General features: G+C 54.4%; 18 protein-coding genes and 2 pseudogenes. 8 read left to right on the forward strand and 12 right to left on the reverse strand.

Annotation, left to right across the window (positions count from 1 at the left end; translation table 11 throughout):
• Positions 1–387: 387 nt before the first annotated feature.
• The 6 genes and pseudogenes from B3F77_RS12510 to B3F77_RS12535 all read right to left on the reverse strand — a co-directional run bounded on the left by B3F77_RS12510 (position 388) and on the right by B3F77_RS12535 (position 4,592).
• A complete protein-coding gene (locus B3F77_RS12510; protein ID WP_293605270.1) occupies positions 388–696 on the reverse strand; it encodes an addiction module antidote protein in 309 nt (102 codons plus the stop codon).
• A 14-nt stretch (positions 697–710) separates the two neighbouring features.
• Positions 711–1,004, reverse strand: coding sequence for a type II toxin-antitoxin system RelE/ParE family toxin (locus B3F77_RS12515; protein WP_293605271.1), 294 nt, complete (start codon positions 1,002–1,004; stop codon positions 711–713).
• Between the two features lie 31 nt (positions 1,005–1,035).
• Positions 1,036–1,324, reverse strand: a pseudogene (locus tag B3F77_RS12520) (toxin-antitoxin system HicB family antitoxin).
• A gap of 128 nt (positions 1,325–1,452) precedes the next feature.
• Entirely contained in the window at positions 1,453–1,740 is a 288-nt protein-coding gene (locus B3F77_RS12525; RefSeq protein ID WP_293605272.1) for a hypothetical protein, read from the reverse strand.
• A gap of 654 nt (positions 1,741–2,394) precedes the next feature.
• Entirely contained in the window at positions 2,395–3,372 is a 978-nt protein-coding gene (locus B3F77_RS12530; RefSeq protein ID WP_293605273.1) for a ParB/RepB/Spo0J family partition protein, read from the reverse strand.
• Between the two features lie 17 nt (positions 3,373–3,389).
• Positions 3,390–4,592 (reverse strand): ParA family protein, encoded by a 1,203-nt coding sequence (locus tag B3F77_RS12535; protein WP_293605274.1) that lies wholly within the window; start codon positions 4,590–4,592, stop codon positions 3,390–3,392.
• Between the two features lie 599 nt (positions 4,593–5,191).
• Here B3F77_RS12535 and B3F77_RS12540 point away from each other — a divergent pair.
• Positions 5,192–6,478 (forward strand): replication initiation protein, encoded by a 1,287-nt coding sequence (locus B3F77_RS12540; protein WP_293605275.1) that lies wholly within the window; start codon positions 5,192–5,194, stop codon positions 6,476–6,478.
• A 325-nt stretch (positions 6,479–6,803) separates the two neighbouring features.
• Here B3F77_RS12540 and mobF read toward each other — a convergent pair whose 3' ends face one another.
• Complete coding sequence (mobF, locus tag B3F77_RS12545) at positions 6,804–10,727, reverse strand: MobF family relaxase (protein WP_293605276.1); 3,924 nt, start codon at positions 10,725–10,727, stop codon at positions 6,804–6,806.
• 9 nt (positions 10,728–10,736) lie between these two features.
• On the reverse strand, positions 10,737–11,093 hold the full coding sequence (locus B3F77_RS12550; protein WP_293605277.1) for a hypothetical protein: 357 nt from the start codon (positions 11,091–11,093) through the stop codon (positions 10,737–10,739).
• 532 nt (positions 11,094–11,625) lie between these two features.
• On the opposite strand from B3F77_RS12550, the gene B3F77_RS12555 reads away from it, so the two are divergent.
• Genes B3F77_RS12555 through B3F77_RS12565 form a run of 3 tightly spaced genes read left to right on the forward strand, consistent with a single transcriptional unit; the run spans position 11,626 to position 14,230 of the window.
• Complete coding sequence (locus tag B3F77_RS12555; protein WP_293605278.1) at positions 11,626–12,237, forward strand: hypothetical protein; 612 nt, start codon at positions 11,626–11,628, stop codon at positions 12,235–12,237.
• 48 nt (positions 12,238–12,285) lie between these two features.
• Positions 12,286–13,131, forward strand: coding sequence for a hypothetical protein (locus B3F77_RS12560; protein ID WP_293605279.1), 846 nt, complete (start codon positions 12,286–12,288; stop codon positions 13,129–13,131).
• Between the two features lie 34 nt (positions 13,132–13,165).
• Positions 13,166–14,230, forward strand: a complete 1,065-nt coding sequence (locus B3F77_RS12565; RefSeq protein ID WP_293605280.1) for a hypothetical protein — start codon at positions 13,166–13,168, stop codon at positions 14,228–14,230.
• A 28-nt stretch (positions 14,231–14,258) separates the two neighbouring features.
• Here the strand turns inward: B3F77_RS12565 and B3F77_RS12570 are convergent, their stop codons facing one another.
• Positions 14,259–14,906, reverse strand: coding sequence for a hypothetical protein (locus B3F77_RS12570; protein WP_293605281.1), 648 nt, complete (start codon positions 14,904–14,906; stop codon positions 14,259–14,261).
• Positions 14,907–15,022: 116 nt separating this feature from the next.
• On the opposite strand from B3F77_RS12570, the gene B3F77_RS12575 reads away from it, so the two are divergent.
• Positions 15,023–15,763 carry a hypothetical protein gene (locus tag B3F77_RS12575; RefSeq protein WP_293605282.1) on the forward strand — a complete coding sequence of 247 codons (741 nt, stop codon included), beginning with the start codon at positions 15,023–15,025 and terminating at the stop codon, positions 15,761–15,763.
• Between the two features lie 33 nt (positions 15,764–15,796).
• Here B3F77_RS12575 and B3F77_RS12580 read toward each other — a convergent pair.
• From B3F77_RS12580 to B3F77_RS12590, 3 genes and pseudogenes are all read right to left on the reverse strand, one after another.
• A pseudogene (locus B3F77_RS12580) lies at positions 15,797–16,008 on the reverse strand (transposase); the annotation flags it as partial.
• Between the two features lie 289 nt (positions 16,009–16,297).
• Positions 16,298–16,708, reverse strand: coding sequence for a hypothetical protein (locus tag B3F77_RS12585; protein WP_293605283.1), 411 nt, complete (start codon positions 16,706–16,708; stop codon positions 16,298–16,300).
• A gap of 68 nt (positions 16,709–16,776) precedes the next feature.
• Positions 16,777–17,583, reverse strand: a complete 807-nt coding sequence (locus tag B3F77_RS12590; RefSeq protein ID WP_293605284.1) for a hypothetical protein — start codon at positions 17,581–17,583, stop codon at positions 16,777–16,779.
• On the opposite strand from B3F77_RS12590, the gene B3F77_RS12595 reads away from it, so the two are divergent.
• From B3F77_RS12595 to B3F77_RS12605, 3 genes are all read left to right on the forward strand, one after another.
• Positions 17,571–20,555, forward strand: coding sequence for a TrlF family AAA-like ATPase (locus B3F77_RS12595; RefSeq protein WP_293605285.1), 2,985 nt, complete (start codon positions 17,571–17,573; stop codon positions 20,553–20,555). The genes B3F77_RS12590 and B3F77_RS12595 overlap by 13 nt on opposite strands.
• A 139-nt stretch (positions 20,556–20,694) precedes the next feature.
• Positions 20,695–21,435 carry a hypothetical protein gene (locus tag B3F77_RS12600; RefSeq protein ID WP_293605286.1) on the forward strand — a complete coding sequence of 247 codons (741 nt, stop codon included), beginning with the start codon at positions 20,695–20,697 and terminating at the stop codon, positions 21,433–21,435.
• Complete coding sequence (locus tag B3F77_RS12605) at positions 21,432–23,849, forward strand: type I restriction enzyme HsdR N-terminal domain-containing protein (RefSeq protein WP_293605287.1); 2,418 nt, start codon at positions 21,432–21,434, stop codon at positions 23,847–23,849. Before B3F77_RS12600 ends, B3F77_RS12605 begins: the two co-directional genes overlap by 4 nt.
• Positions 23,850–24,141: the final 292 nt, after the last annotated feature.

Here is a 24,141-nt window from a genome sequence, read left to right on the forward strand (position 1 = left end):
CGGAGTCATAAGCCTTGTTATCACAGGTGTTGTTTTGACAAATCCAAGTTGCGCAATTAAGCGGACTGCAAAGTGAGCTTGGCCTGGTGCTGGCCGCCCTGGTGGAACAAGAGCAAAAGTCGGGGGCGCAGAGCAACGCGCCGATGGCGCGGAAGCCCGTCTGGCTGGAGAAACAAGCCTTAGGGATTGGAGACTCGCGTGAAAGAGCTTCAAGCTACACAAATGCAGCGTTGAGCGTGCTTATCTTTTGCTATCGTGCTCAACCAAAAAAAAGCGCAGTCCCGCGCCCCGCAGAAAGCTGCCCTTTGGGCCCATGGCTCCTGGGCTTCGCCCCCGCCGCTAGGGGCGCGGCCCAGTGTTTCCGTTTAGTCAGACATACAAGCCCTATCAGGCGGCATGTACGGGCTGGGCGACCAGGCGCACGCCGAGCGCCGCACAGACACGGCTCACGGTGTCGAAGCGCGGCGCGCTATCCGGCCGCAATGCCTTGTACAAAGCTTCGCGGGTGATCCCGGCCGACTTGGCTATATCGGTCATGCCACGAGCACGGGCAATGTCGCCGAGCGCTGCGGCCAGCAAGGCGGCATTGTTCGTTTCCAGAATGTCGGTCAGATAGGCGGCTATAGCCTCCTCGCTGTCCAGGTAAGGTGATGCGTCGAACTCGGGCAGATCATCCACCTTGATGCGTTTTTTCATGGTTGTTTCTCCTGTCAATCCAGCAATGCTGCCAGCGCCTTGGCGCGCTTAATATCGCTTTTTTGTGTGCGCTTAGAGCCTCCAGCTAGCAACACGATCAGTTGTGTGCCGCGCTGCGTGAAATACACCCGCCAGCCCGCACCCAGATGGATGCGCAGCTCAGACACGCCTTCACCCACCGGCTCCAAGTCGCCCATCAGGCCCACTCCAAGGCGTTTGATCCTGGCCGCGACAACACTACGGACCATGACATCGGTTAGTCCATCGTGCCAGGCGGTGAACTCGGGAAGAGGCTTGACCGTGAACATGTGTTAATCGTAATCGACCGATTACACAAAGTCAAGCGCTGGACAAATCCCCCGGTTTGGGATTAGGACCCCGATATACGGCTAGTTTTGCACTTGCCAGTCGATTCAAGCTAACGCATTGTTCTGCTGCTTGTGTTGCAAGGGAGCGATGGACCTCTGGCGGAATACGTACTCGAAATTCGCCAATGTAATGTTTTTTGGCCAAAGGAGTTGGGATCCTCACCGGCTTCGCGCATATCTTTCACCACGACAGCAACGGTTGCTCGAATTCCTTTTAGGGCGCCCTCTGGCGTTTTATCCAACCAGAGTTCATGACTGATGTTGCCGGGGTAACTGACTTCAACGAGGCCGCGAGAGGCCCTGCCCGGCCAAGCCCGTTGGCTCATACCGGTAACCACCCGCAATGACTTCATCGGGTTTTTGATGAAGTCATACAACCCTTACCGGCTCAGGCGGGATGGAACCCCGCCTGCTCAACGACTTCCTGGAGTCCGCGGGTAAAAATCTCCTTCTCGGACTCGGGCAATCCATGTTTATCGAAAACTTCGTTAATGATGGAAAAGCCCTCTAGGAGCCACTTCTTAAGTTTGGCCGCATCGATCTGCACGGCTCCGCCACCGGGATAGTTGGACCCGCAGACGCACGATCCCAAGATGATGATGCTGTCGTCTACGTGATTGAAGAAGAATGCCAAATACGGCCAAGCCACATGGAAGGCCCGAAAAAAAGTTCGCACCTATGGGATGTCGACCAGGGCCTTCGGATCCTCGTCGGCCGTCCATTGCCAAACTCATCTGGCCTTTGTAGAACCATGTCTCTTCGCGCGTAGCTAGCAGAATCCTGAGGCTTGATCACAGATTCGACATTCATCTTCTCGACTGCACGGCGAGAGATCATCAGTACCACCGGATCCCTGATTCCAGTTCGAAGGTCGAATCGTTGGTTTGTCATGTCTCGATTTTCCCTGAACTAGGACATCCTTTTCCCAGCCCGCCTGACCCCGTATCTGCACCCTACCCTATTCCGGCTTGACTAATGCCTGGGGCCCAACCTGAGCCCGGCACAACCCCAGGCAACTGGTTGCAAAGAACCCAATCTGCTGCACCAGGAGCCCTCGTGCATCGATGCCGATAGCGAAACCGATCATGGCAACATTGGCCGCCAGAAAGGCATACCAGCCATACCTGGAGACTCGGCTGTTCGTTGCCAAGAGGAAGGCGCCCAAGAGGCCAAGGAGGGCGCCGGTCCATTCTAAAGTCACCATATTTACGCGGTGTCAGTTTTCTCGATCGTCGTTGATGCCCACCAAATTCAAACCACCAGTGCCTGGCGTGTTTCCCCGGGAAACACTGTAAGCAAAACCAGTGTTTCCAGGGGAAACACCTGCTGATTACGCGACCAATTTAGCGACAGCATCCTTTACCCTTTCAAACAGCGCCTCGTCAATTCCAGACAAATCCAGCCGAGCCGATCGATTTCGTGAGTCGTATGAAAATTTGCCTGTTTGCCCATGTGAGCCTCTGATTTCGAAAGGTTTGGCAACAAATTTACTCTCACCAAGCAACCGTTTGAGCACCTCTGCCGCACTTGGTCTTGGCGAAAGCTTCGAAAGTTCATTAGCTCGATTTAATACACGATCAGGGTCTTTTTGAATCGCTGCCGTAAGCTCAGTTGCCCACCGGAATTGGATATCCAGGGGAGACTGAAATGCACTCAAAACGCTAACAGGAAGCCTCGCGAGTGAAACTGCTTTGCTGACTGTTCCTGGCTCGATTCCGACCGTTTCAGCAAGTTTCCTCAGCGACGCAAACAACCCATCATCAAGCGCCCTTGCATACATGAGCCCCTGCTCATACGGCCGCAAGTCTGCCCGTTGTCGGTTTTCCCTGTCCATTTGCGCAAACAGCTCCGCGTCGCTCACGGCTTCGATTAATGCAAGCACGGGAAGCCCGAGCTCCAGACACGCACGATGGCGCCGGTGGCCAAAGACAATTTCGTACTCACCCGTGCTCCCCGCAATCGGACGAACTTTGATGGCCTGGACGTTACCGCCGGCGGATTCAATTTCTGACTTCAGAGCTTCAAATTTCTTGGATTTGAATGAGTCCTCGGAACGATTGGCCCAGTGGCTCGCTTTGATGGACGTCGGGTCTAGACTTTTCGTCAACTCCGAATCCTTAAATGCTTCGAGTTCACTGCGCAATTTTTCGTTTTCTTCAGCAATCTTACGGTCGCTGTAAATGCTATCTACATGAAATCCGATTGCGGTTTTCTGTGCCTCTGGAGCATGACCATCCTTACGTCTAGCCGCGCCATCGGCAGCGATTTTCCCGACGTTAACTTTTGAAAGTTTGTCTTTTAGTGACATCGTGTGTTCTCCTGTGTTCACGCGTTCTGCGTAACTCGTTTGAAATCGGCGAGCTGCCTTCCCCATGCCATCAAAATTTGAACCTCCACAAGCTCGACAAATCTCTCGTACGCATCGAACGCGCGGCGATAGGTTTTTGAGTTGATTTCCGATGGTGCGATGTCGTAAATGGTTCCGAACGATGCACTGGCGCCCTTCGTGGCGCTGGTCTCCGGAATCTCAACCGGCAGCAGCTTGTCGCCGTAGGCCCCGCCAATCCACTCGCGGACCGCGGAGGATGAGGCGCTGTTGTAGTCAACGCGCGACAACAGGATGTTCACGAAATCGAACTCCTTTGTCTTGTTGCGTTCAGTTATCAATCCTTTGACAACGTCATTGAAAAGACTGAAAAACTGAGAACTTGAAATGAAGTCAAGATTGTTCGGCGGAACCGGAATGATGAGCCCATCAGCAGCCAACATTGCATTGATGGTCATGTAGGAGAGGGCAGGGGAGGTGTCGATGACGATAACGTCGTAGTTTTGTCGAACATCATCAAGGGCGAAGCTGAGCACATTCCAGAACTCAAAATTCGCCTCATTTTTTTGTCGGGCCGGCAGCGCAAATTCAGCGCCGTATAACGATAGGCTTGCTGGAATGACGTCGATTCCGTCCCAGTACGTTTTCCTTATCGCATAGGCTGCAGATTGGTGGGCGCCGTAGCAAAGCGGAAGCAACGTGTCGTCATCGTCCACGTTGTCAATGCCCATCAGTGTTGTCGCTGATGCTTGAGGGTCCTGGTCAATAATGAGCACGCGATGACCTCGCAGGCTCAAGCCTTGCGCAAGCGCAACCGCAGTCGTGGTTTTGCTGACGCCGCCTTTGAAATTACAAACACCGATAACGATGGCGTCGGCTCCCTCTGGGCGCATGTTCTCCTTGAATATTGAGCGAGTCCAAGCACGCAGCGCTTCCAAGCTAAACATGCGACGTTTCTTGCCGGGCTCAGGCTCCATCGACCCAGGAAGATCACCTTTTCGGATGCGCGCCAAAACCTCTTTGTCATCGAGTCCACAAAACCATCCAAGTTGGAGAGCTGTGAAGGTCGGGGCTGGCTTAACGAAGTCCGGCTCAAGAAGACTTTCCCGAACGCCATCTACGACGTCCCTGGCTTTTTCGCCCAACGTTATCAAGTCGGCGAGGTTTATACGGCTGGTAACGACTTGTGCTGGTTTTTTCATGGCGGCAATTTGCAGGTTATCTTGAATAAAATCTGATTGTACGTTCTACGGTTGAAAAATGCCAATTTTCCACAAAGATGTAGCACTACCACTTCTTTCTTGCAGCCCGTTTTGACTTCATGCCTTTTGTTGTTCCTTTTCTAAAATCGTCGTCCAACAATTGGAGTTTTCCACAGAAGCTGTGACTGGGTGGCCTTCTTCTTTTAAATATCTTTAATAGGTTTAAGACTTTACGTTACAAATTATCTTTATAAATCAAGTAGTTACGTGATTTCAGATGAGGAAAAAACCGGGATAGATGAGACTTTAACCGGGATAGATGAGAAAAAAACCGGGATAGATGAGAAAAAAACCGGGCTCCTACATAAATATCAACATGCCAGTGAAGACCTGTAAATTGATACAGTAATATCACATATGCGACCAGTTTTTAGTAGAAAAACGCCAGTCTAAAAGTCTTTCAGATGAGAAAAAAACCGGGTTGGAAGAGTTGTCAACGCACGAATTCAGCTGCTCAAATGAGAGAAAAACCGGGTTAGGTAGTAATTTCAGATGAGATGGCATATAATTTATCTCATCTAAAGAGACTCATCTTCTATATGGACCCTCATCAAAAAATCAACAAGCCCGTATCGACACTAGCCATCATTCCGAAAACAGGGTCCATTACGAGGCTTGGTCGCCAAGCGTACGCGGTTATGTTGATGTCCGCTCGGGAGCAGGCGGCGGAAGATGTCGAGACAGGTATGTTCTCGTCTCCTCTGCACGCCGTCATCGAAGGCTTTGATGGCAATAAGGAGTCGATGAAGGTGTTGAAATCGACGTTGCGCTCTATGGTTTCAAGCGTTATTGAGTGGCAGTCACCAACCGATGGTGAATCTGCGGAGTGGAATGCGTGCGGCCTGCTGTCTGGCGCCAAGATTAAAGTCATCAAAGGGGAAAATCATATTTTCTGGGCGTACGCCCCGAATCTTCGCAGCGAGCTCCTGAACCCACAGCGCTACGCACAGTTGCAGCGCTCCACGATTTCCAAAGCCAAGAGTCACGCAGGTCTCGCCCTGTATGAGAATTGCGTGCGCTACAAGGATGTGCCTTCCGGCCTGACCAGCGAACATCCATGGGAATGGTGGGTGCCCGTGTTGCGTGGCAAGCCTGTGAAGAAAGGTAAAACTCTTGAATACGGGATTTTCAATCGGGACACGCTGAGCAAGGCGATTGCAGAGGTGAACGAGATTTCAGAAATTTCAGTGGCGTTGAGAGAAAAGAAATCAGGAAAGTCCGTGACCACGATTCAGTTTGAAGTCAGAAAGAAGCCTAGGACTGCGGAGTCTGCGCAAGAAGAGTCGCAAGGTCCGGTTAGCGCGTTGTCCCTGGTGAAGGCAGAAAAGATGGGGATTCCAGCAAAGATTGCTGATGAGCACTTTGGGCGGTACGGCGACAAAGCATTTTTGGGTGCGCTGAATAAGTTCGCGTTGCGGCTTACGCAGTTTACGGCGCCTGTTGAAAATAAGCTCGCCTACCTGAAGACGATTCTGGAAAATGGTGTCGCAGAGGAGTCCGTAGAGCAGCTGACGACTTCTGTGGAAGCGGTGAAAGAGGAAAGAGAGCCGCCGGCACTTAGCTCAATCCAGCTAAAACAAGTGCAGATGGCGGAGCAGGGTACAAGCCAGCTTGAAACTGTAAAGAAGGAAATTGCGGCCTTGCCTGAAGGGGAGAAGGAGGCGCTCGTTGACGAGCTCAAGGAATACATGGCAGCACAAAGGTTCTCAGCGCGCATGCGTTTGCGTGTCGAGTCTGGCGAATTGGAGAATCCCATAATTCAAGGCATTCTTGCAAGAATCCACTGGAAGAAGACGCGCGGGGCCAGCTGGTCGGCGGAGTCGTGAGGACTTCCTGGCTGCCATCAAGTAGCTAAACCGGCTATTTCAGTCGAATTAGACGATCAAAAGTAATTTCCAAAGCTTCCCTTAGTGGACGGCGTCAACCAGCATGGCCGGTCGTTAGGATGGTTGTCGCTGCCTTTTGATGATTGACGTTTGCGATTGGCTTTGTCGTTTTCAAGTTGAATTCTCTGACGCCGAAGGGCCACTTTGCCGCGGTAGATCAAACTCGAGTTCGGCCGCTTTGGCATCAGCATTCGATTCCTGGGCCGCATCCAGGACAGCGTCCTTCCGAGGCCTAGCCGACTGGATTTGCGTTTCTGGACATTGATTACCGCGGTCTTGGTGTTTCAAATGGAGTTGGCAGATGGCGACGAGGTTCACCGAAAAATTCCTTTTCAGCCTGACTTGCCTTTTCATTTGGCATTTTCAGGAGTTTGACTGGACCGGTAGATTTGATGGGCAAACTTGCTAGCTCATTCGCAGGGGCAATACTTGATTTGTTTGTGTTAGCTTCGGCCGTTTTGCGCCCGCCATCGGTGCTCACCAGTACCTTTAAAGACAGTTGTAATTCAGCCGCAAAAGAGCGAACATCGGATTCGAATCCAACCGGGTCACGATAGACACCTGTTGCACCAGTGGTCACCAGCACCCGATGCCCAAACTTGGACTTTGCATAACATAGGCAACTCTTGATTGCTGATTTTGTGAGTTGCACTCCCGTCTTGGCAGCGAGGACCAGCGAGTTGCCGCACTCGTCGTGGTCCCGGGTATCGTCGATTCCCGACCGCACGCCTCTAAGCGTGAGATCACTGTAACGTACCCAGAGTTCATCGAAAGCCTGCCTCCACGCGGCCGGAGCCTTGGATGTATTGATTGCTTCCTGAGCTACTTTGGCAGTCTGAGCCGCCGCATCAACGGCTTTAGCGGCTTCAACGGCGGCAGATTTCTGAGCGGCAATTTTCAAAGACACGTTATAGGTCTTTTCGTCATGCCATTCAGCGTTCATTCCCAATTCGTCGGCCGTGCGCACGACGGTATCAATGTATTCCCGGCTTCCGGATACAAGAAATTTCGAGTGACCAAATTTAGCCTTAGCAATCGCCAGCTGCGCAGCAATCGTTCCACCCTCGGTGTCAAGAATGAAGTCCGCATTCTTTGCATTCCAGATTGCATTCGGTTGCGTGAATGCAAAAGGCTTCACGTCTTCTACGGCCAGGTCGACATCGCTTCCTTTTGAAATCTTGGCGCCGAGCTCCAGGAGGTCGGCAGCCTTGACGCAATCGGTAACGCACTCGACGTGCATTGTCGACCTGGTTATGGTCGTATAGAAGGCGTTGTAGTTCAACGTTGGGTCGTTCTTTTGAAGGTGAATCCAGAGCTTCCCCTCCTTGGCCATCGTTAAGCCCTGGGTGGAATGTGCAGACATCACCCAACCGTAAGTCAACGGCATTGATTCCGTAATTGGAATTTCCATTCGGGAGCCGTCATTCAGATTTCGAATGGTCATTCTATTTTTCTCGGAATCAACGAATTCAACCACCGCCCTAGTTCCGTTTTGAATCACCCAGGCATCCTTGTCAGCACGGTCGACGGAAAATTTGAATTCGGCATTGAACTTAATGACGTCGCCGCTAGCAATCGCCATTGGGTCGTTCTCGCCAATTTGAACCTTGGCGCCATCGCCCGCCGGGTCGAACTCGAATTTCTCTCCAGCACGCTCTCCACCAAGACGTTGCAGCGTTACCGTTCTCAAGATGGTATTGGCACCGACAATTCGGCAGGTTTCACCATTCTTCATCCCGGGAGCCTTAATGGTCGCGCGGACCACAGAGCCGACCTCATAGCTGCGCATCAGCTGCTTCTGGGTTGGCGTGAGTCCGTAGTCCTCGAATGCCTTGACCAGGTGGCCACCGGCCATGCCGGCTTCGCGGTCCAGGATGGAGCCTCCGATTCCGAGCTTTTCCCGAATCGCCAGATTGATTTTCTTGCGGTCAGCATTCAAGCCGGTGATTACCAGGCTCTTTTCGCGCTCGGCCTGATTAAGGAGCGCAACGGAACTGGCAATGTAGTCGATGCGCTTTTCCGGATTCCTGATGGCTGTGACCATGGAATTCTTGTAGAGATTGGCCAGAGCTAGCATCGGGTTGTCGCGTGACCCCTCGTGCGCATGCACCAGCGCAATCGTTTTCGCTCGACGCATTTCTGTCAACCGGACCGTTGTACCCAACTTCTCAGTCTCCTGGAGCACCTGGTAAAACGGCGCACCTGCGTTCACGGGGCTGAACTGCTTGTTGTCGCCGACGAGCACGAGATGCACAACAAACTCTGATGCAAGCGCCTGGATGCGAGCAAAGCCCGCGGCATCTTTTAAACCGGCTTCATCAAAGATGATGCTTGTCTTTCCCTTGACGACATTTTTCTTCCACCAATTCCTGGTGAGCATCGCCTTCTGGCTGGTAATCGCGTCAATGCCAGCCTGCAGCATGGCTGCAACGGCGGTCTTGGTCGGCGCAAATCCGAAAGTTTTGTGGGCAATGGCATCGTTGACCTGCTTGACCACTTCCATTGAAGTCGTCTTCCCTGTGCCGGCGTCGCCAATAATGACTGAAATCATATTCTTGCTAAGCGCACACTCTTCGATGGCTTCGCGCTGCCCCATAGTGAGCATGAATCCATTGATTGTCTGGAAGTCATGAATAGCACTGTGAACCAACTCGACAGTAGCGCTTGGCTTGCGAGCTCCGACCCCGGCACGAAAATTCTTGTAGATGGACTCGTCAGTCTCGATACGCACTTTGGTGGTCATGTTGTCGATGCCGGTGGTCTTCACCAACGTGCCATCGACAAGCAGTTCATCGATGGCGGTGTTGATGGCGTCGACATCAAAGTGCATGTCACCGGCATCAATCATTGCGAATTTGATTGCTGAGCTGCGGGAAAACCTCGACTTGTTGGTCGTCAAATGCTCCGCTGCCATCAGCACAGCGTCGCGGGCGGTGCGAGCCGCTTTCGGCTGCATTTGAACTTTTGTCAGCTGCTCTACGGCATCTGGGGTTTGTGCAATGTAGGCTGGAATTATCCGGCCGCCGGCCTTTTCTTTGGCATCCGTGACGCGTTGCTTGAGCTCAGCAAGGTCGAGGCCACGGGTGGCGGCCTTGTGCTCCCACCACGCTAGGCGCTCATTCCTGGGGATGTCGTAGTCTTTGGTCAGGCGCGTCTTGTAGTTTGCAACCGTATTGGCTTCGGACCCGTACTTCTCCACAAGTTCCGGGTGTTTGGTGATGTAGTCCTTGATGCTTGTCCGGCCATCTGAAAAGGCCTCAATGTCATCGCGGGTGTATCCGGCAATTTCGAAGCCATCCTTGGTAGACTGCAGCGCGTATCCGTTTTCACGCATGAGACTGGCCAGCTTTTGCAGGAAGATGGCATCGAGCTTCTTTTGCGCGCGCAAAAGAGAGCTGGGGTCGAGGGACAGCAACTTCTTGTTGCCGTGCGCGTCAAGGCCAAAATCGCCAGCGGCATGGGCGGCGCTGAAGATAATGTTGTGGAAATGCGCCTGCGGGTCGCCGCCGGTCAGGCTCACGGCGTCACGGACTGCATTGGCTTCGCATTTTGACTTCTTGTCATTTTCTTGATCACGAAGTCTTGACATGGTGTGAAAGAACGATGTCCACACCGCGCCCTCAACCGGCACCGACATTTGGCGACTCTTGGCACCGCGCTTGCCGTTAACGGTGATTCGGACTCGAAGCTCTTTTTGGGCTGCGTCCATGGCACAACGATTGGCTTCCTGAAGCAACTTCAGCAGAACCTCATCCTTCATAACAAGAATCTGAAGGCTGACGGTTTTCGGCGGGCTGGCGGTGGCGTCCATTGCGTGGACGTTTTTACGTACACCCTTTTTGCCCTTTTTCTTAACCTCTGTTTTGAACTTAGAGGGATTCGCCTGCACTTTACTCTGACCGCTGGGGTACTTGCCTCTCATGGCGTCGACGTAATGCTGGAGGTTGAAGCCACCTTTCGTAAAGCCCAATGCCTCCACGCCATCCCCATAGAAAGCCGTCTGGATTAACGGGCTCTCAGAGCCATCTTCGTAGTCCTCCGATTTGGAGTTCGCCTTTGGGGTGTAGTACTTCGTGCCAGGACTCATCAGTGCACGCCGGAGATATTGATGGCCCTCGATGTCATCATTTATCAGCTTGGCAACCATGTAGTTCGGGTTGCCATCAATCATTGTTACTTTGAAGCTCACGGCGACCTCTTAGCGAGCGGGCTTCAGAGCTGCCGAAAGGAGCGCCGTCTGGCGTTCTACAGCCAATTCGAGCTGGGAAATATGAGCCGTCGATTCCATGAGTATGGCTACCAGGCGCTCAGAATCCAGCCCTCGCGCGGGACCTTGAACGGCAAGCATTGGATAGACAAGTTCGGCAATGCTCACACCAGACGCTTCAGCCTCTTTCTCCAGCCTGTGCTTTAGTTCTGCCGGTACGCGCATAGAGAGAACTACCTTCTGTGGAGCTTTGCCCTTCACGGATTTCTCGACCATTTTCTGGACACTGGTTTTTGGTGTGGCCTTGCCAGTGGACTTGGCTGTCGAATTGACGATGTTTGCGTTCACGGATTTCCCCATTTTTGATTCGTTGAATTGAGCAATTGGTGCCGCCACCGGTGCGCATATATGCCCGATTGGCAGCTTTGAATCTCATTCGGAGCTTCTGAAGTCCGGACTTCTGAATTTGGGGTTGAGGCGCTTGTATACGCAAAAAACAGCGTTGATTTCAACCGTTCCTAGAGGAACAACACGTACAGTATATCGTATGCGGTGTAAACAATCAAGTATTTATAGCAACGAAATACCTTGCCCCTAGTTCTCTCCAGTGAAATCGCGTTGCTTCCAGCAGGAACACCGCTACCCGCCAGGGTAGCAGTCGTGTAATAAGGAGGACGAAGGACGACGCATGCCAGGAAACCAAGCTCCGCTTGGGTTTCCGAAGACTTTGTGCACTGAAAGTGCGGTATTTGTATTGGACTATTGAGCAGTAATGAGCACTACTGCGCATAAGTTAGCGTTGCTGGGCATTAACCGGCAGTCCTGAACACAGAACAAAGTTTGACTTGTAGAATCGCCACGTATGAGATATACTAACCGAATGATAAAAAAAGCAACCGGAACAACTGACGAATCCATCGACTTGGTCGCTGGTTTGAAGGGTCTGCGCTCCTCAAGAAGCACAGCAATGCTGAGCCCGTACTCTGAGCAGACTATTGCCATGTTCAAGTCCGGATGGGAAATACGTGCCATGCGGGACTTCATAAATGCCGAGCTAGAAGCTAAAGGCTTTGAGTCGGTCAAGCGCGAAACATTCAAGCGATGGGTGCTAAAGCTCATCAAAGTCCAGAAGCTGAGAGCACATGCGCTTGGAGAGCTGTGGGCCAGTGCGCCAAGCCTAGTTGACGCTCAAGTGATTAGTCCTCTGGGCGCAGATCACGCTACCGAAGCCGTCACGCAGGGTGGAAGTCAGAAGCCTGGCAGTCAATTTGCACGGACCTACGGATTGGAGGAGGGATGCGTAAGACGTCTCTCGAAGCCCGCATCTCCATCGAACACATCGGATACGAATTCGATTGGTGCGGTCGAGATCAAGAACTTCTCCGAAGACGAAATGATTGCCCGTCTTGATGATCGAATAGCTATGGCGGACGAAAAGCGCGGTAAGCATGGTGCTGACACTAGCAATCCCGTCATCGATATTGACAGATGACGTCAGCACAGCATTCGCATTTCCAACCTAACTTAAAACGGAGAAATCATGAAAACCAAGCCACAAATTGAATCCACAGCAACATTTAAAACCATTTCGAAACCAGCCCTCAAATTTCTGGTCACAAGTGGAGATACGGCCGACCAGGGAAAGACCACAATTGCCGACAACATTTTGGCTCCACGCCTGTCGAATCCAATTCGTCTTGAAATCGAAAACAACGAATCATCGAGTTCGAGAAAGCAAGACGTTCGACGGTTCACAGTGGACCAATTTTTGGATATCAAGTACGAATTCAATTCTGCCGAGGATGGACGCGGATTGATTTGTGACGTCGGAGCCTCAGAATACAAAGAGTTCATGGCCGTCTGCAAACGGAAATTTGGTGGCGTAACCAACTATTTCGAACGTGTGCTGTTTGTTATCAAGGCGGGCGCCACCAAGGAGCAGTTGGCACTTATTAAATTGCGGGACTTGCTGTCGTTTGGCCTGGATGCCAAGAAGCTAAGCGTCGTCTTCAATTGTGCTGATTTTGATGATTCGAATATCGCGGCGGCTGAGGCCAGAATTCGTACCACATTTGCGCAGGTGTACGAGACCGGGGAAGACTTCGGCTTTCACGTATGCAAGACCCCAATTTATCAGGACGACGACTTCTATCGTTCGGTATTCAAGTCGCGAAAGTTCGACGCGAGCTCGATCTGTGATGAGCAGAACTTTGCATTGAAGGTTCGCGAACTGACCAAAAGTGGTCTCTCAAAAAGCAATGAAGATGTCCAGAAATACATGCTTCTTGACGACCTGCAGAGCGCTGCATTGACTAGTGTTCGTCCAAATTTGGATTCAGTGTGGGAAGAAATCATGGCTGCCCACCATACTAGCCAATCACGATAGTCGCCATATCTGGAGTTAGACATGAAATTCATAAATGAAATCGGCGCAAACGATGATTAACTCGACCGCTGGTAAAGCGGCTGTTCCACCCTCGTCATCATCAAAATCTGCATCAACTGCATCAACTGCATCAACTGCATCAACTGCATCGGTGCAAGCCGCAGCGCGCGCCCCTTCGGTTCAAAACACTGCACTTGCAAATACGACCTCACGAAGAATGGCGATGCCGGAAGCCGGGAAAATCGTCCATCCGGCAACAAGTACAGTATGTCAGCAAGAGACGACCCGCCGTGATGACATCGAGAGGGTGCGTCAGTTCATCACTTCGCTGAACTTGAACGAAGAAGAGTCCAAGCAGCTGATGATGCCGTTGGCGTCGAGAGTGATGGATGCTGTGGCCAAGGAAATGGCCATTCAGTTTTCATCGAAAGAGGCTGTCCGTTTCCAGAGTACACCGGCTCACGTGCTCACGATGATGATGAACTACATCGAGCTATATCTGCGCGAGGCAGAGTCTTCAACACAGAGGATGCCGGTTCTTGTGGACGCTATCGTCACGAAGGCCATTGGCACTGTCAGTGGTCCAGCATTCCGCAAAGAACTATCGGCAGCGGTTGCGCATGCGGTAATGGATTCGGTGGCGGAGGTTGTTGCCGGATTAAATCAAGTAATCACAAACTCCAGGCAATTCCAAAATGACGTCAGAAAAATGCTTCTGCAGTCGTTGACAGAGTCAGCCGTAACCATCGACAAAGCTGCCAAATCAGCCTCCGACGTTGTAACGACTGCGATCAAGGCATCCACGAAACCGATTACTCAATCTGCCGCTTCGATTGCCCAATCCGTCTGCCAAATTGAGGGGCTCATTGGCAAGGACAGTGATTTCGGAAAAAACATGCGTGGTCTTCGTGGCTACTTGGTCGCGACCGCAGCATTGCAAAAGAAGGTTGATGGGTTCAATGCTCGTCCCTGGTACCAGCTAATAATCGACGGAGTCAAGAAGGCTCCATATTCTTTCGCCGGAACTTGCGCGGCAGTTCTGGTTGTAATTGGCCCGGTTTGGTGGGTTTGCGTTCGAATTTTCATTCAACACGCTTGATTGAATATCCCACAGTTGCAATCCAAGTCTAGCCTGGAGTCTGCACTTTGGTTTGGGCCGAGGATGCAGCCAACCCTTTTTTCTTGACCTTTGCTCCACTAGCACCCTGTTTAACCAGGGCTTCACGCATCTCTAAAACGCCGGCGTTGTTCCACTTACCCGTCACCATTGGACTCTTCACGGTTCCGCGGGCCAGGCCTTCGGCGGTCACACAGCGCACCCACTCATCGAGAACCGCAGAACGCTCGTACTCGGGCACCGACAGCATCAATCGCTTGAGGCCTGTCATGAGCCGGTTGACATAAGGCGAAGGAGGCCCACCTTTCTTGAGCCATCGGTATGCTGACGAGGACTCAGCGCCAAAGAGTGCACCGAACTCACGTTGACCCAGGGCACCGCGGACTGCAGATAAGAATTCAAAAAGCTCATCAGGCGCTGGCGATTTGGGAATCGGACATAGCTCAGGATGCTGGTCATAAAGGCGTACTAGGAGAGCTAACGACGAATCCTTTATTGGAAGTTCGGATTCCTGCCGAACGATGTGCATCCATCTCGTCATGCTCAACGAAAACAGGTAACAGGCCTCTCCGACGAGCAGGCCCAAATGTAGTCGCAACATGTCGAGGTCTTTTCCGTAGACCGGGCGGCCTTCCGGAATGGTTCCTTTTGTACTCATATTGCCTCTGAAGGGTGTTTTTGGCGCTAGCGATCGAGTTGCATTGTAATCGCGTTTAAGATATTAGAAACGCATGTATTGTGTACAGAATACTCTCCAAGAATCGAGCGATTTCTATGTCTACCGTCCGCCTTCAAGCTTTCGCAGTCCTCAAATCAAAAGCCCAGATAGGTTCAGAAAAAAATACCGGAGAAATGGTGCCTTTGTGTGGCGCAAGTGACACTAGAGTGAATGCTGATGACAAGTGTGTAGATGTACTGCTTGACTCAGTGCCATTCCGTCTTGACTCCATTACAGAAAGAGCAAAAAATCTCAGTCGAAATCGTTTAGGGCTATTTTTTTTATACGGTATACGTGATTCGCTGGCGGAGACATCTTTTTGGAGTAGCGAAGCAAGGAAAAACGACTCAGTTTTGACGACTGCCGAGTTTGAGTACGAGGTAGGCGCGATCTATCCGAACCTGGTCGACAGAAAGACAATTCGGGAGTTCAGAAACGAATCAGGAGCCTCCATCCGATTCGCAAATGTCTCTCGAATGAAGCGCGAGATGCTTCTGGATGTTCTCGCCAAATTCCAGCAGTTCATCAAGGAGGAGGGGGGCAAGGTCGACCAGATGGCCACCACCAGGGATATGGCGACCAGACCAGACCTTTGGGTTAAAGTATTGGAGAGTGACCAAGACCTCAAGCAAATCGATATCCTGGTGGTTCCAGTTGCGGACCTAGAAGGTCCGAAATCGCACAGTCGCCAGGTGGCATGGGTCCGACCGGGGACAAAGATTGTGTCAACGATGCAGTCGAGGACGGATATCAGGCTGTTAAATCCTTCGTGGATGCTGGAGTCGGCAACGCGGTAGTGTGTTGAGGCTACGATTTGTCTTCATATCTTGCAGTTGCTGATCGATGCGAATCACCAACTTCTCGCCCGCACGCAGTGGGTTTCGTGCAACTCCTGTGCGTTTGACATAGCTCCAAAACAATTCTCTGGGTTCAAGTCGGGCGCATAGCCTGGAAGAACGTGCATGGTCAGGCGTTCCTTGGTGCTGGCGATGTAGTTTTTCACAGCGACGGTCTTGCGTGCGGCTAAACCATCCACAACCACCATCCGTCGTCGCGATCCGTGAACGCTTTTATCAAAAAATGAAATCACTCAAATGAGTGGACGGCACCAGCGGCTGCCCTTGTGTTGCGGGCAGGCCATCTCCAGTCAGTGACATCCGTCAAAGCTGTCGAGCGCCTGAAGCCGATGGCCATCGTCCTTCCGTTGGCCTGGCAGGCTTTGCGCGCGCGGCCGAATTGGGCCTTTGCGGGTGCGGTTTTGTGTTCGTATCCGGCACCCGTGTGTGTCATGCTTTTTCTCCTGGTGGCTGCCCTTAGGGCGGGTTGAGTTTTTAAACTGCGGGTTTGATGATGGAATATTGCGCGCGCAATTCGGTGATTGCGAAGGCGTCTTGGGCTTCGGACAACCACAATTTCTGTTTGCCGGCCTCAGTGTTGATTTTGGCTTCTGAAATATCGACCAGGTACCAGTCCGACGAGCGCCGTTCGAGACGAACAGTGGTGGCCTTTCGACTGTTTTGGTACGCGCGCGCAACACTGTCGCCGCTCGTATGCACGAGCACAGCGCCCTGGGCGCGGGCCTTGGCGGCTACCAAGCAGACAACTGTTTTTTCGGCCTGTTTGGCCAGGTCAATGATGTCGACTGCGTCGTGCAAAGTGTGTGCGGTTGCGGTGCCGTTCACTGCGCGCAGGGCAATTTGGATCTCGTTAGTAGCTTGGACGGTGATCTTGATGGGTTTCATGATGTCTTCCTTGTGGCGTGTTGGTATTTCAAATGATGGGGAGAGTATATAGGATACGCCCTATTATATCAAGCAAAAAAGGAGTCCGGATGCAAATCAGGTTTAGAAAATAGTTGGATCCGTAATCCATTGTTGATACCGTTCGGCCCAACTTCTAGGAAACCCAGGAGCGAGCTCGTTGCCTTCTGGTGATATGGGTTACCGCCAAACGGTGGCCCAACCTGTAACTTCAAGTGTGACCCATTCTGAACGTCCGCTCCTGGCCGAACGCGGTTGCTCAGTTTGATGAAATCAACGCCACATTGCTGACCTTCCAAGTCATATCTGAACGGCCGGTTTGGATGAGGCATTTCGGCAAACTGGCTGACAGCAATCAGCTCTTGAACCTGTCGTTCAAGTGAAAAAGTTTGCAGCGCCCATGTGACGGTCGGCTTCGCAGCGTAAAGAGTCGGTGGCCAGTGCCCGCTTTCTGGCAACCCAATTGCATGAGTTGGGGTGCCGGTCAGCCGCCGTTCGTGGCGGTCAACTTGGTGCCCAATGCTGACCTTCGGCCCGTCACGTGATGAAAGGCGGGTACCAAGGTACAGCAGATGTTCCAGAAGGCAATTTATCGGCATGTCCTTGGCCAAAGGCGGCACTGGCCACATCCAATAGTGACGGCTGGTATTCGCCGGTTTTCGGTCATAGGCCAGAAAATCATCACGAACGGCAGCTACTAGTTCCGCTGCCGCTGCGCGTGATTCCAAGCGTTGTATGCGCGCATTCACCGGATTCCTTGAAGGAGGCGCGCTTCGCATCATTTTTGCATGACAATGGACGACATTAACGAACACGATCTGTCCAAAAGTTCGGGGAAGAAATTGTGGCGAGTTCATTTAGTGCCGAAGACAAGCGGGGTTCCCTGTGGCATCGCTGGGATCCTCACATCCACACGCCCGGCACCGCCCTGAACGACCAGTACGCCGGTCCAGATCCTTGGGGAGCGTTCCTGGACGCCATCGAGGCGTCGAATCCACCGATTCGCGCGATGGGTATCACCGACTACTTCGGCATTGAACGCTACGAGCAGGTCGTCGACGAAAAGCACCGTGGGCGTTTGTCTGGGGTGGGTTTGATATTCCCCAACGTCGAGCTTCGACTGGGCATCGAGACCGCGAAGGCATCAGCGGTCAACATCCACCTGCTCTTCTCGCCGCATGATGCCGACCACATCGACCGGATCAAGCGCTTCCTGCTGGAGTTCGAGTTCCCCTACCTGGGCGAGTCCTACCGATGCCAACGCAGCGACCTCATCCGATTGGGCCACGCCCACAAGCCAGACCTGACAGACGACGAGGCAGCTCGGTCCGAAGGTGCCAATCAGTTCAAGGTGAACTTCGACCAGCTCAAGCAGGCATGGTCAAAGAACGAGTGGATCAAGAAGAACACCCTGATCGCCGTCGCCGGCGGAGAGAAGGACGGGACCTCCGGTCTGCGCGACGCCACAGCCTCGTTCGCGGCACAGCGCAAGAACGTCGAGGGCCTTGCCCACATCATCTTCAGCGCCAATCCCAAGCAGGTCCGCTTCTGGCTGGGCAAGGAATCGGCCACCGTCGAAGAACTCGAAAGCCAGTACAACGGATGCAAGCCCTGCCTGCACGGGTCGGATGCGCATTCGCTCGCCAAGGCCGGGCAGCCAGACGGCGACCGCCGCTGCTGGATCAAGGGCGACCTGATGTTCGACTCGCTACGCCAAGCCTGCATCGAACCCGAAGAGCGTGTTTTCATCGGCATCGAGCCACCGCGCGGCGCATTGGACAGCCACACGATCAACTCGGTGTCTGTGACGAACGCGCCCTGGATCGCGAACGGTGCCGTTGGGCTGAACGCGGGACTGGTTGCCGTGATCGGCGCGCGGGGCTCGGGAAAAACAGCCTTGGCCGATCTGATTGCGGCAGGCGGTCTTGCGCTCTCCCCTCACTTGAACGAGCGCTCCTTCATCCTGCGGGCGAAACAACACCTCGGTGACAGTAGAGCCGAACTGCGATGGGCATCTGGCGAAACGACTGGCAATGAACTCGCCCAAACCGACATGGAGGACTTCCTGGACAGCCCGTATGTCCAGTACCTGTCGCAGCAGTTCGTCGACCAGCTCTGCTCGGCGGAAGGCTTGAACGATGCACTGGTCACGGAGATCGAGCGTGTGATCTTCAATGCTCACCCGCTCAACGAACGTCAAGGCGCCGACTCTTTCCAGGAGTTGCTGGGCCTTCGGCTGGAAACTTCGCGCCAGAAGCGCGAACGCCAGCAACAGGCTCTGACCAGGGCGTCCGCAGACCTCACCGACGAACGTGTCAAGAAGGACGGCCTCAAGGCGCTCGAGAAGGACCGGGACGAGAAGAAGCGTGCGATCGACAAGGACAAGACCGACCGCAAGTCGCTGGTTGCCAAGGGCAACGAAGAACGCGCGAGGCGCCATGAACAGGTTTCGCTCGCGGTCGATGCGAAGCGACAACTGGTAGACCAAGCCAAGCGCCGACACCAGGCTCTGCTTCACTTGCAAAACGACGTGCGCGACTTCCGCACCCGCCAGGCGCCATCTCTGCTCGCCGACCTGAAGCAAGAGCGTGAGCATGCCGGCCTCAGTGCCACTGACTGGGATGCCTTCAGGCTCGACTATGCCGGCCCGGTTGACACGTTGCTGACCGAGCGCATCAAACAGGCGAACCTGTCTGTGGCCGCGCTGCAAGGCCCCGCGAAAACCGATCCGGTGCCTCAGGCCAATCCCGACCCGGCCGTCGCGCTGATCCCCGTGGACGTCAACCTCGCGGATCAATCGCTCTCGCTCCTTGAGCGGGAGCTCGCTCGCCTGCGCACGCTGGTCGGTGTCGACGCGCAGAACGCCAAACGCTTCACCACCCTCTCGGACAAGATCACCAAAGCCGAGACCGCGCTGACCAAGGTGCTCCAGCAGATCGAGCGCATTCAAGGTGCAGACGAGCGCATCCGCGCGCTGGTCGATGCGCGGCGCAGCGCCTATGCCGCCATCTTCGAAGCCATCGTTGAGGAAGAGCTGGAACTTGCGGATCTCTACGCGCCCATCAAGGCGCGCATCGATGAGGCAGCGGGCTCCTTGTCGAAACTGTCGTTCTCGGTGCGTCGAAATGTGGACCTTGCGCAGTGGGCCGCCAAGGGTGAAGATCTGTTGGATCTGCGGACCAACGGCCCGTTCAAGGGGCGCGGTGAGTTGCTGCGGTCGGCGCGCGCCGGGCTGTTGGCGGCATGGGCAACCGGTGACGCCGCGCAAGCCGCCACGGCCTTGCTCAATTTCGTCAAGACCAATGAGGCGGCGCTCCGGACCCACATGCCGGAGAACGCCGAGTTCCGCGCATGGGCGCGCAACATCTCGGACTGGCTGTACAGCACCGATCACATCACTGTTGGCTACGGCTTGCAGTATGACGGCGTAGATATCGAGCAGTTGTCACCTGGCACGCGCGGCATCGTCTTGCTGCTGCTGTACTTGGCCATCGATGCGGAAGATGACCGACCACTGATCATCGATCAGCCCGAAGAGAACTTGGACCCTCAGTCCATCTATCAAGAGCTGGTGCATCGCTTCCGCGACGCCAAGAAGCGGCGCCAGATCGTGATCGTGACGCACAACGCCAACTTGGTGGTGAACACCGATGCGGATCAGGTGATCGTGGCGCAGTGCGGACCGCACAGGCCCGGCCAGTTGCCGCTCATTACGTATGAGAGCGGTAGTCTCGAAAACCCGCTCATCCGGCAGCACGTGTGCGACATCCTCGAAGGTGGAGAGCGCGCCTTCAAGGAGCGCGCCAAGCGCTTGCGGGTGACCATTTGATCAGCGATCAACGAGAAAGCGGATACCAGGTGCCCACCCTCGCCGCCGCAACATCGAGCACGTTGGCGCCGCCGTCTGGCACGCCATGAAGCGCTTACACGCCCCTGCTGTTCAGCCCCGATCACAATAGGAATTCCTCTTGGACGTTCTCTATTTCCTCAAGGAACGTACACGGCTCATCCGCCAGTACTACGAACAGGCCGCGAAGCCGTTCAGCGAAACCATACGAAAGATCGAGGCGGAAGAAGAGCCCTTCGTTCCGCCTTACAGCGAGGATCCGGAGCCAGCATTTTTTGCCGAATGGGTCGAAGCCAACGAACTGCTCGAAGTGACGGGGCGGAGTTGCGTGTCGATGCTCTCCGCCTCACTGCAGCTCTACCTGAATGCATGGGACCGAATCCTGGGGCTGCAGTGCAAGGCGCAGTTCAAGGCAGCCTTCAAAGGTGACGGGTTGATTGGCGGCTACCGACAGTGTCTTGCCGCGCGACTGGTGTTGGACTGGAAAGAATGCCCCGCCGACCTCGCCATCATCGAGCAGGTGGTGCTCGCACGAAATCGCGATCAACATCCAGACAGCATCACCACGCTCCGTGTGACGCATGCAGACCATGATCGAGCCCGGCATCCACGCCCCTTCTTTCTCAACGACAAGGAAGCAGAACTCTATGACAACGGCGATGGCGCAGGCTTGTGGATGTCACCTAGCCTGCACGTGCCTCGCGAAAAGCTGATGGAAGCCATCTCCAATGTCGAGTCACTATGCGAATGGCTCGAAGAGAAGATGTTTGACGCAAAGTACCCGGCACGTCACGACAGCGCTCTTCCGATTTCCGATTCAGCGCAAGATCTCAGAACCACGACGGGAAACGCCTCCACATGACCGCAAAGAAATTGACGACCTCACCGACGGAAGCGGACCTCGAAGCGGAAATACATCACGCGATTGCGCTGGCATTCCCTTGGCTGCCAGCCGAGTCCATTCACCATCAAACAAAGTTCTCGTTCACCTTCGGTCGCAAGAAGATCGATGTCGACGGCACCGAAGCGTCTCGGGCGGAGGCACGATCCGATATCGTTCTGTACAACGGCGATCGTCCTCTCGCAGTACTGGAGCTGAAGCGTGCCGGCGTGCCGCTGACACCAGACGACGACGCACAAGGTCTTTCCTATGCACGGGTTCTGAACCCGTCCCCGCCGCTGGTCGCCGTGACCAACGGTACCGATTTGCACTTCATCGAAACCCACAGCGGCAAACGCTGGCAACCGACACAGCGCGCGGAACAGGAATTTCAGGCTCTCGTGACCAGCGCCGCTCGGGTTGCGGCTGCAGACATGAAACAAGCCATCGAGACCTTGATGGGAACCAACGCTGCGGTGTGGATGCAGGCGGTCCGTCTTACCGCCGCGGAAACGATGGATGAACTCAGCGCCTCCTGGGATGAACCCGCGCGCCCGTTTGCTCGGGGCTTCCTGATTCCACGCAAAGCTACCGCTCAGGTGTTGCGACGCGCAACCGGAGGTGCCAAGCTCATCCTTGTCGAAGGAGCTCCCCTGGCAGGCAAGAGCAATGTCTTGCGTGAAGTAAGCCTCCGCACGACGCAGTTGGATGACATCGCTACGCTGTACGTCGAAGCCGGAGTGGCAGGAGGCATCCTGCAATCTCTCGCAGATGCGCTCGCCCGCTCACTCGCGTGGCCAGTGACGCGAGAGGAAGCGCGCAGTTGGCTGATGCGTCTATCACAGTCCAGCGACCACAGATTGCTTCTGGCGGTCGATGGCCTCGATGCCGGCGACAACGATACCCGCAGAGAGATCGAAGACCTTTCTTCGACGACATTTGGGCCGGGCCTTTTCGTCATCGTCGCTGTAGACGATGCCGTGGCCGGGAAGCTGGTGACAGCGCCCAACGGGTTGACAGAATCGGCCATAGGGCGGCGCGCACAACGGGTCCATGTCGGACCGCTGGACGATCGCGAATTCCAGATCGCGCTACGCGTGCTGCGGGGGCATCGAATTGAGCTGATGCATGGCGCCCAGGCCACCCCCGAATTCCGTCAGCCCTGGGTCCTGCGAGCAACTAGCGCGCTGGTGATCGAACGCATCGAAGACGCTGCCCCGACTCTTGCTGTCGCACTGCCGCCGTTGCTCAGCCTGGATTTGATTCGGCACGCGCGAGAGCGATTCACCGATCATGAACTGCGTCGACTTTTCAAGGCCATCGCGAAGGCCGTGCTAGCCGACACCAGGGACCAAAAGCGCGATACCTCCCTGATGCTGGAGTCCCTTGAAATCAACGTCGTTCGTCGCGAGACTCTGCGCCAGCATGTGGACGCTACGGAGTTGACTTGGCTGATCGATCGAGCTTTCGTGAAGCCTGCCATACATGCCTCAGGGGACTCGATCCTATTCATTCGGTTGCCGGAGCTTCTGGCTAGTGAGTTGGCTCGGTTGCTGGCCGATGAACTTGTTCCATTGGTTCAGGCCGATGCGCAACATGCTGCCACCTGGATCGCCGGCGCAGCGAGCAATTTGCCGATCGGCGACGTGATCGCCGCTCAGGCGATCTCCGACGCTGTGCACCGGCCAGGCAGCCTGTCGTTCGATCTCATTAGAGCCTTGCTCGAGACGCCACCGGAGCGTCAGCCGGTGTCCGCCGGCGGGCGGTTCGCCACCCATTTCCCCGGCGTGGGGCTGGTCGAGCTGGTCTTCAAGGAAGACGGAACCGCTGTGGTGGACATCGATGGACATCTGCACACCATCGATCTGGGCGACGATGGCATGTCCGACACTTACACAAACATCCACCAGTGGTTGATCCTTTCCCACCTCGCAGCAGTGCCGTTCGCGATGGAGACTCCCGAAGGCCTTCAACGCGTCGATCCAGGGATCTTGCTGATCGTAGGCACGGCCGACCTCGTTTTGCGCAAGCCTGGCGGAGATCACGAAATGCGCGCGGCACCGACCCATGAAGTACCGGGCATCGGCTCGATGGTTTGCCACGAGGCGGGGATCATCGAGCCAATCACACTCTCCATTTTCCGATATCTGATGCGCGACGGCGCGGCGGCAAGCGACTGGATCGATTCTGCGCTCGCCGAGGATTCAATGCCGTTGCTGAGCCGCATCCATATCGCTCTGTTGCAAGCATCATCTTCTGCGCATGAAGAACTGGCTACGTGGGCGGAGGAGACGCTGACCTCGAAGGTCTTGCCGGCATTCAAGCGTTTTCCGGTCTTGCAGTGCAGCAATGCATCGCCGACGTCCGGTGTTAGTTCCATAACTGACTTGCTCTGATCCATCTGCCAACGCGGGCCTTGGCCGAGTCGTGTGAATTGGCATTCCGGCAGGCTCCGAGGTACAGCAGTCGTCTGGATGGCTGCTTTCCGGAATCATTGAGCGACGGCAGTTGGTCGATGGCCGAAATTGGTTTTGGCGAAATCGGCGTCAATTTGCCGACTGTCGGCCTGTAAAGGCCAATGCCCGGTTTGGAGGAGGCAGTTCGAAAATGGCTACTTCGGCAATGTGTCTTTTGCAGACGGTCAATGCTAATCCCTTGATGGACGGGATTGCACGGAAATCAGCCGTT

It is taken from the genome of Polaromonas sp. UBA4122, assembly GCA_002381615.1.
In the GTDB taxonomy this organism is placed as follows: domain Bacteria; phylum Pseudomonadota; class Gammaproteobacteria; order Burkholderiales; family Burkholderiaceae_C; genus Polaromonas.

Bases quoted from the DNA above. Each gene is read 5' to 3' on its own strand.
- B3F77_RS12590 (WP_293605284.1), bottom strand. From the start codon at position 17,583: ATGAACTCGCCACAATTTCTTCCCCGAACTTTTGGACAGATCGTGTTC.
- B3F77_RS12585 (WP_293605283.1), bottom strand. From the start codon at position 16,708: ATGAAACCCATCAAGATCACCGTCCAAGCTACTAACGAGATCCAAATT.
- B3F77_RS12535 (WP_293605274.1), bottom strand. From the start codon at position 4,592: ATGAAAAAACCAGCACAAGTCGTTACCAGCCGTATAAACCTCGCCGAC.
- B3F77_RS12515 (WP_293605271.1), bottom strand. From the start codon at position 1,004: ATGTTCACGGTCAAGCCTCTTCCCGAGTTCACCGCCTGGCACGATGGA.
- B3F77_RS12570 (WP_293605281.1), bottom strand. From the start codon at position 14,906: ATGAGTACAAAAGGAACCATTCCGGAAGGCCGCCCGGTCTACGGAAAA.
- B3F77_RS12605 (WP_293605287.1), top strand. From the start codon at position 21,432: ATGACCGCAAAGAAATTGACGACCTCACCGACGGAAGCGGACCTCGAA.
- B3F77_RS12560 (WP_293605279.1), top strand. From the start codon at position 12,286: ATGAAAACCAAGCCACAAATTGAATCCACAGCAACATTTAAAACCATT.
- B3F77_RS12555 (WP_293605278.1), top strand. From the start codon at position 11,626: ATGATAAAAAAAGCAACCGGAACAACTGACGAATCCATCGACTTGGTC.
- B3F77_RS12510 (WP_293605270.1), bottom strand. From the start codon at position 696: ATGAAAAAACGCATCAAGGTGGATGATCTGCCCGAGTTCGACGCATCA.
- B3F77_RS12575 (WP_293605282.1), top strand. From the start codon at position 15,023: ATGTCTACCGTCCGCCTTCAAGCTTTCGCAGTCCTCAAATCAAAAGCC.
- B3F77_RS12565 (WP_293605280.1), top strand. From the start codon at position 13,166: ATGAAATCGGCGCAAACGATGATTAACTCGACCGCTGGTAAAGCGGCT.
- B3F77_RS12530 (WP_293605273.1), bottom strand. From the start codon at position 3,372: ATGTCACTAAAAGACAAACTTTCAAAAGTTAACGTCGGGAAAATCGCT.
- B3F77_RS12540 (WP_293605275.1), top strand. From the start codon at position 5,192: ATGGACCCTCATCAAAAAATCAACAAGCCCGTATCGACACTAGCCATC.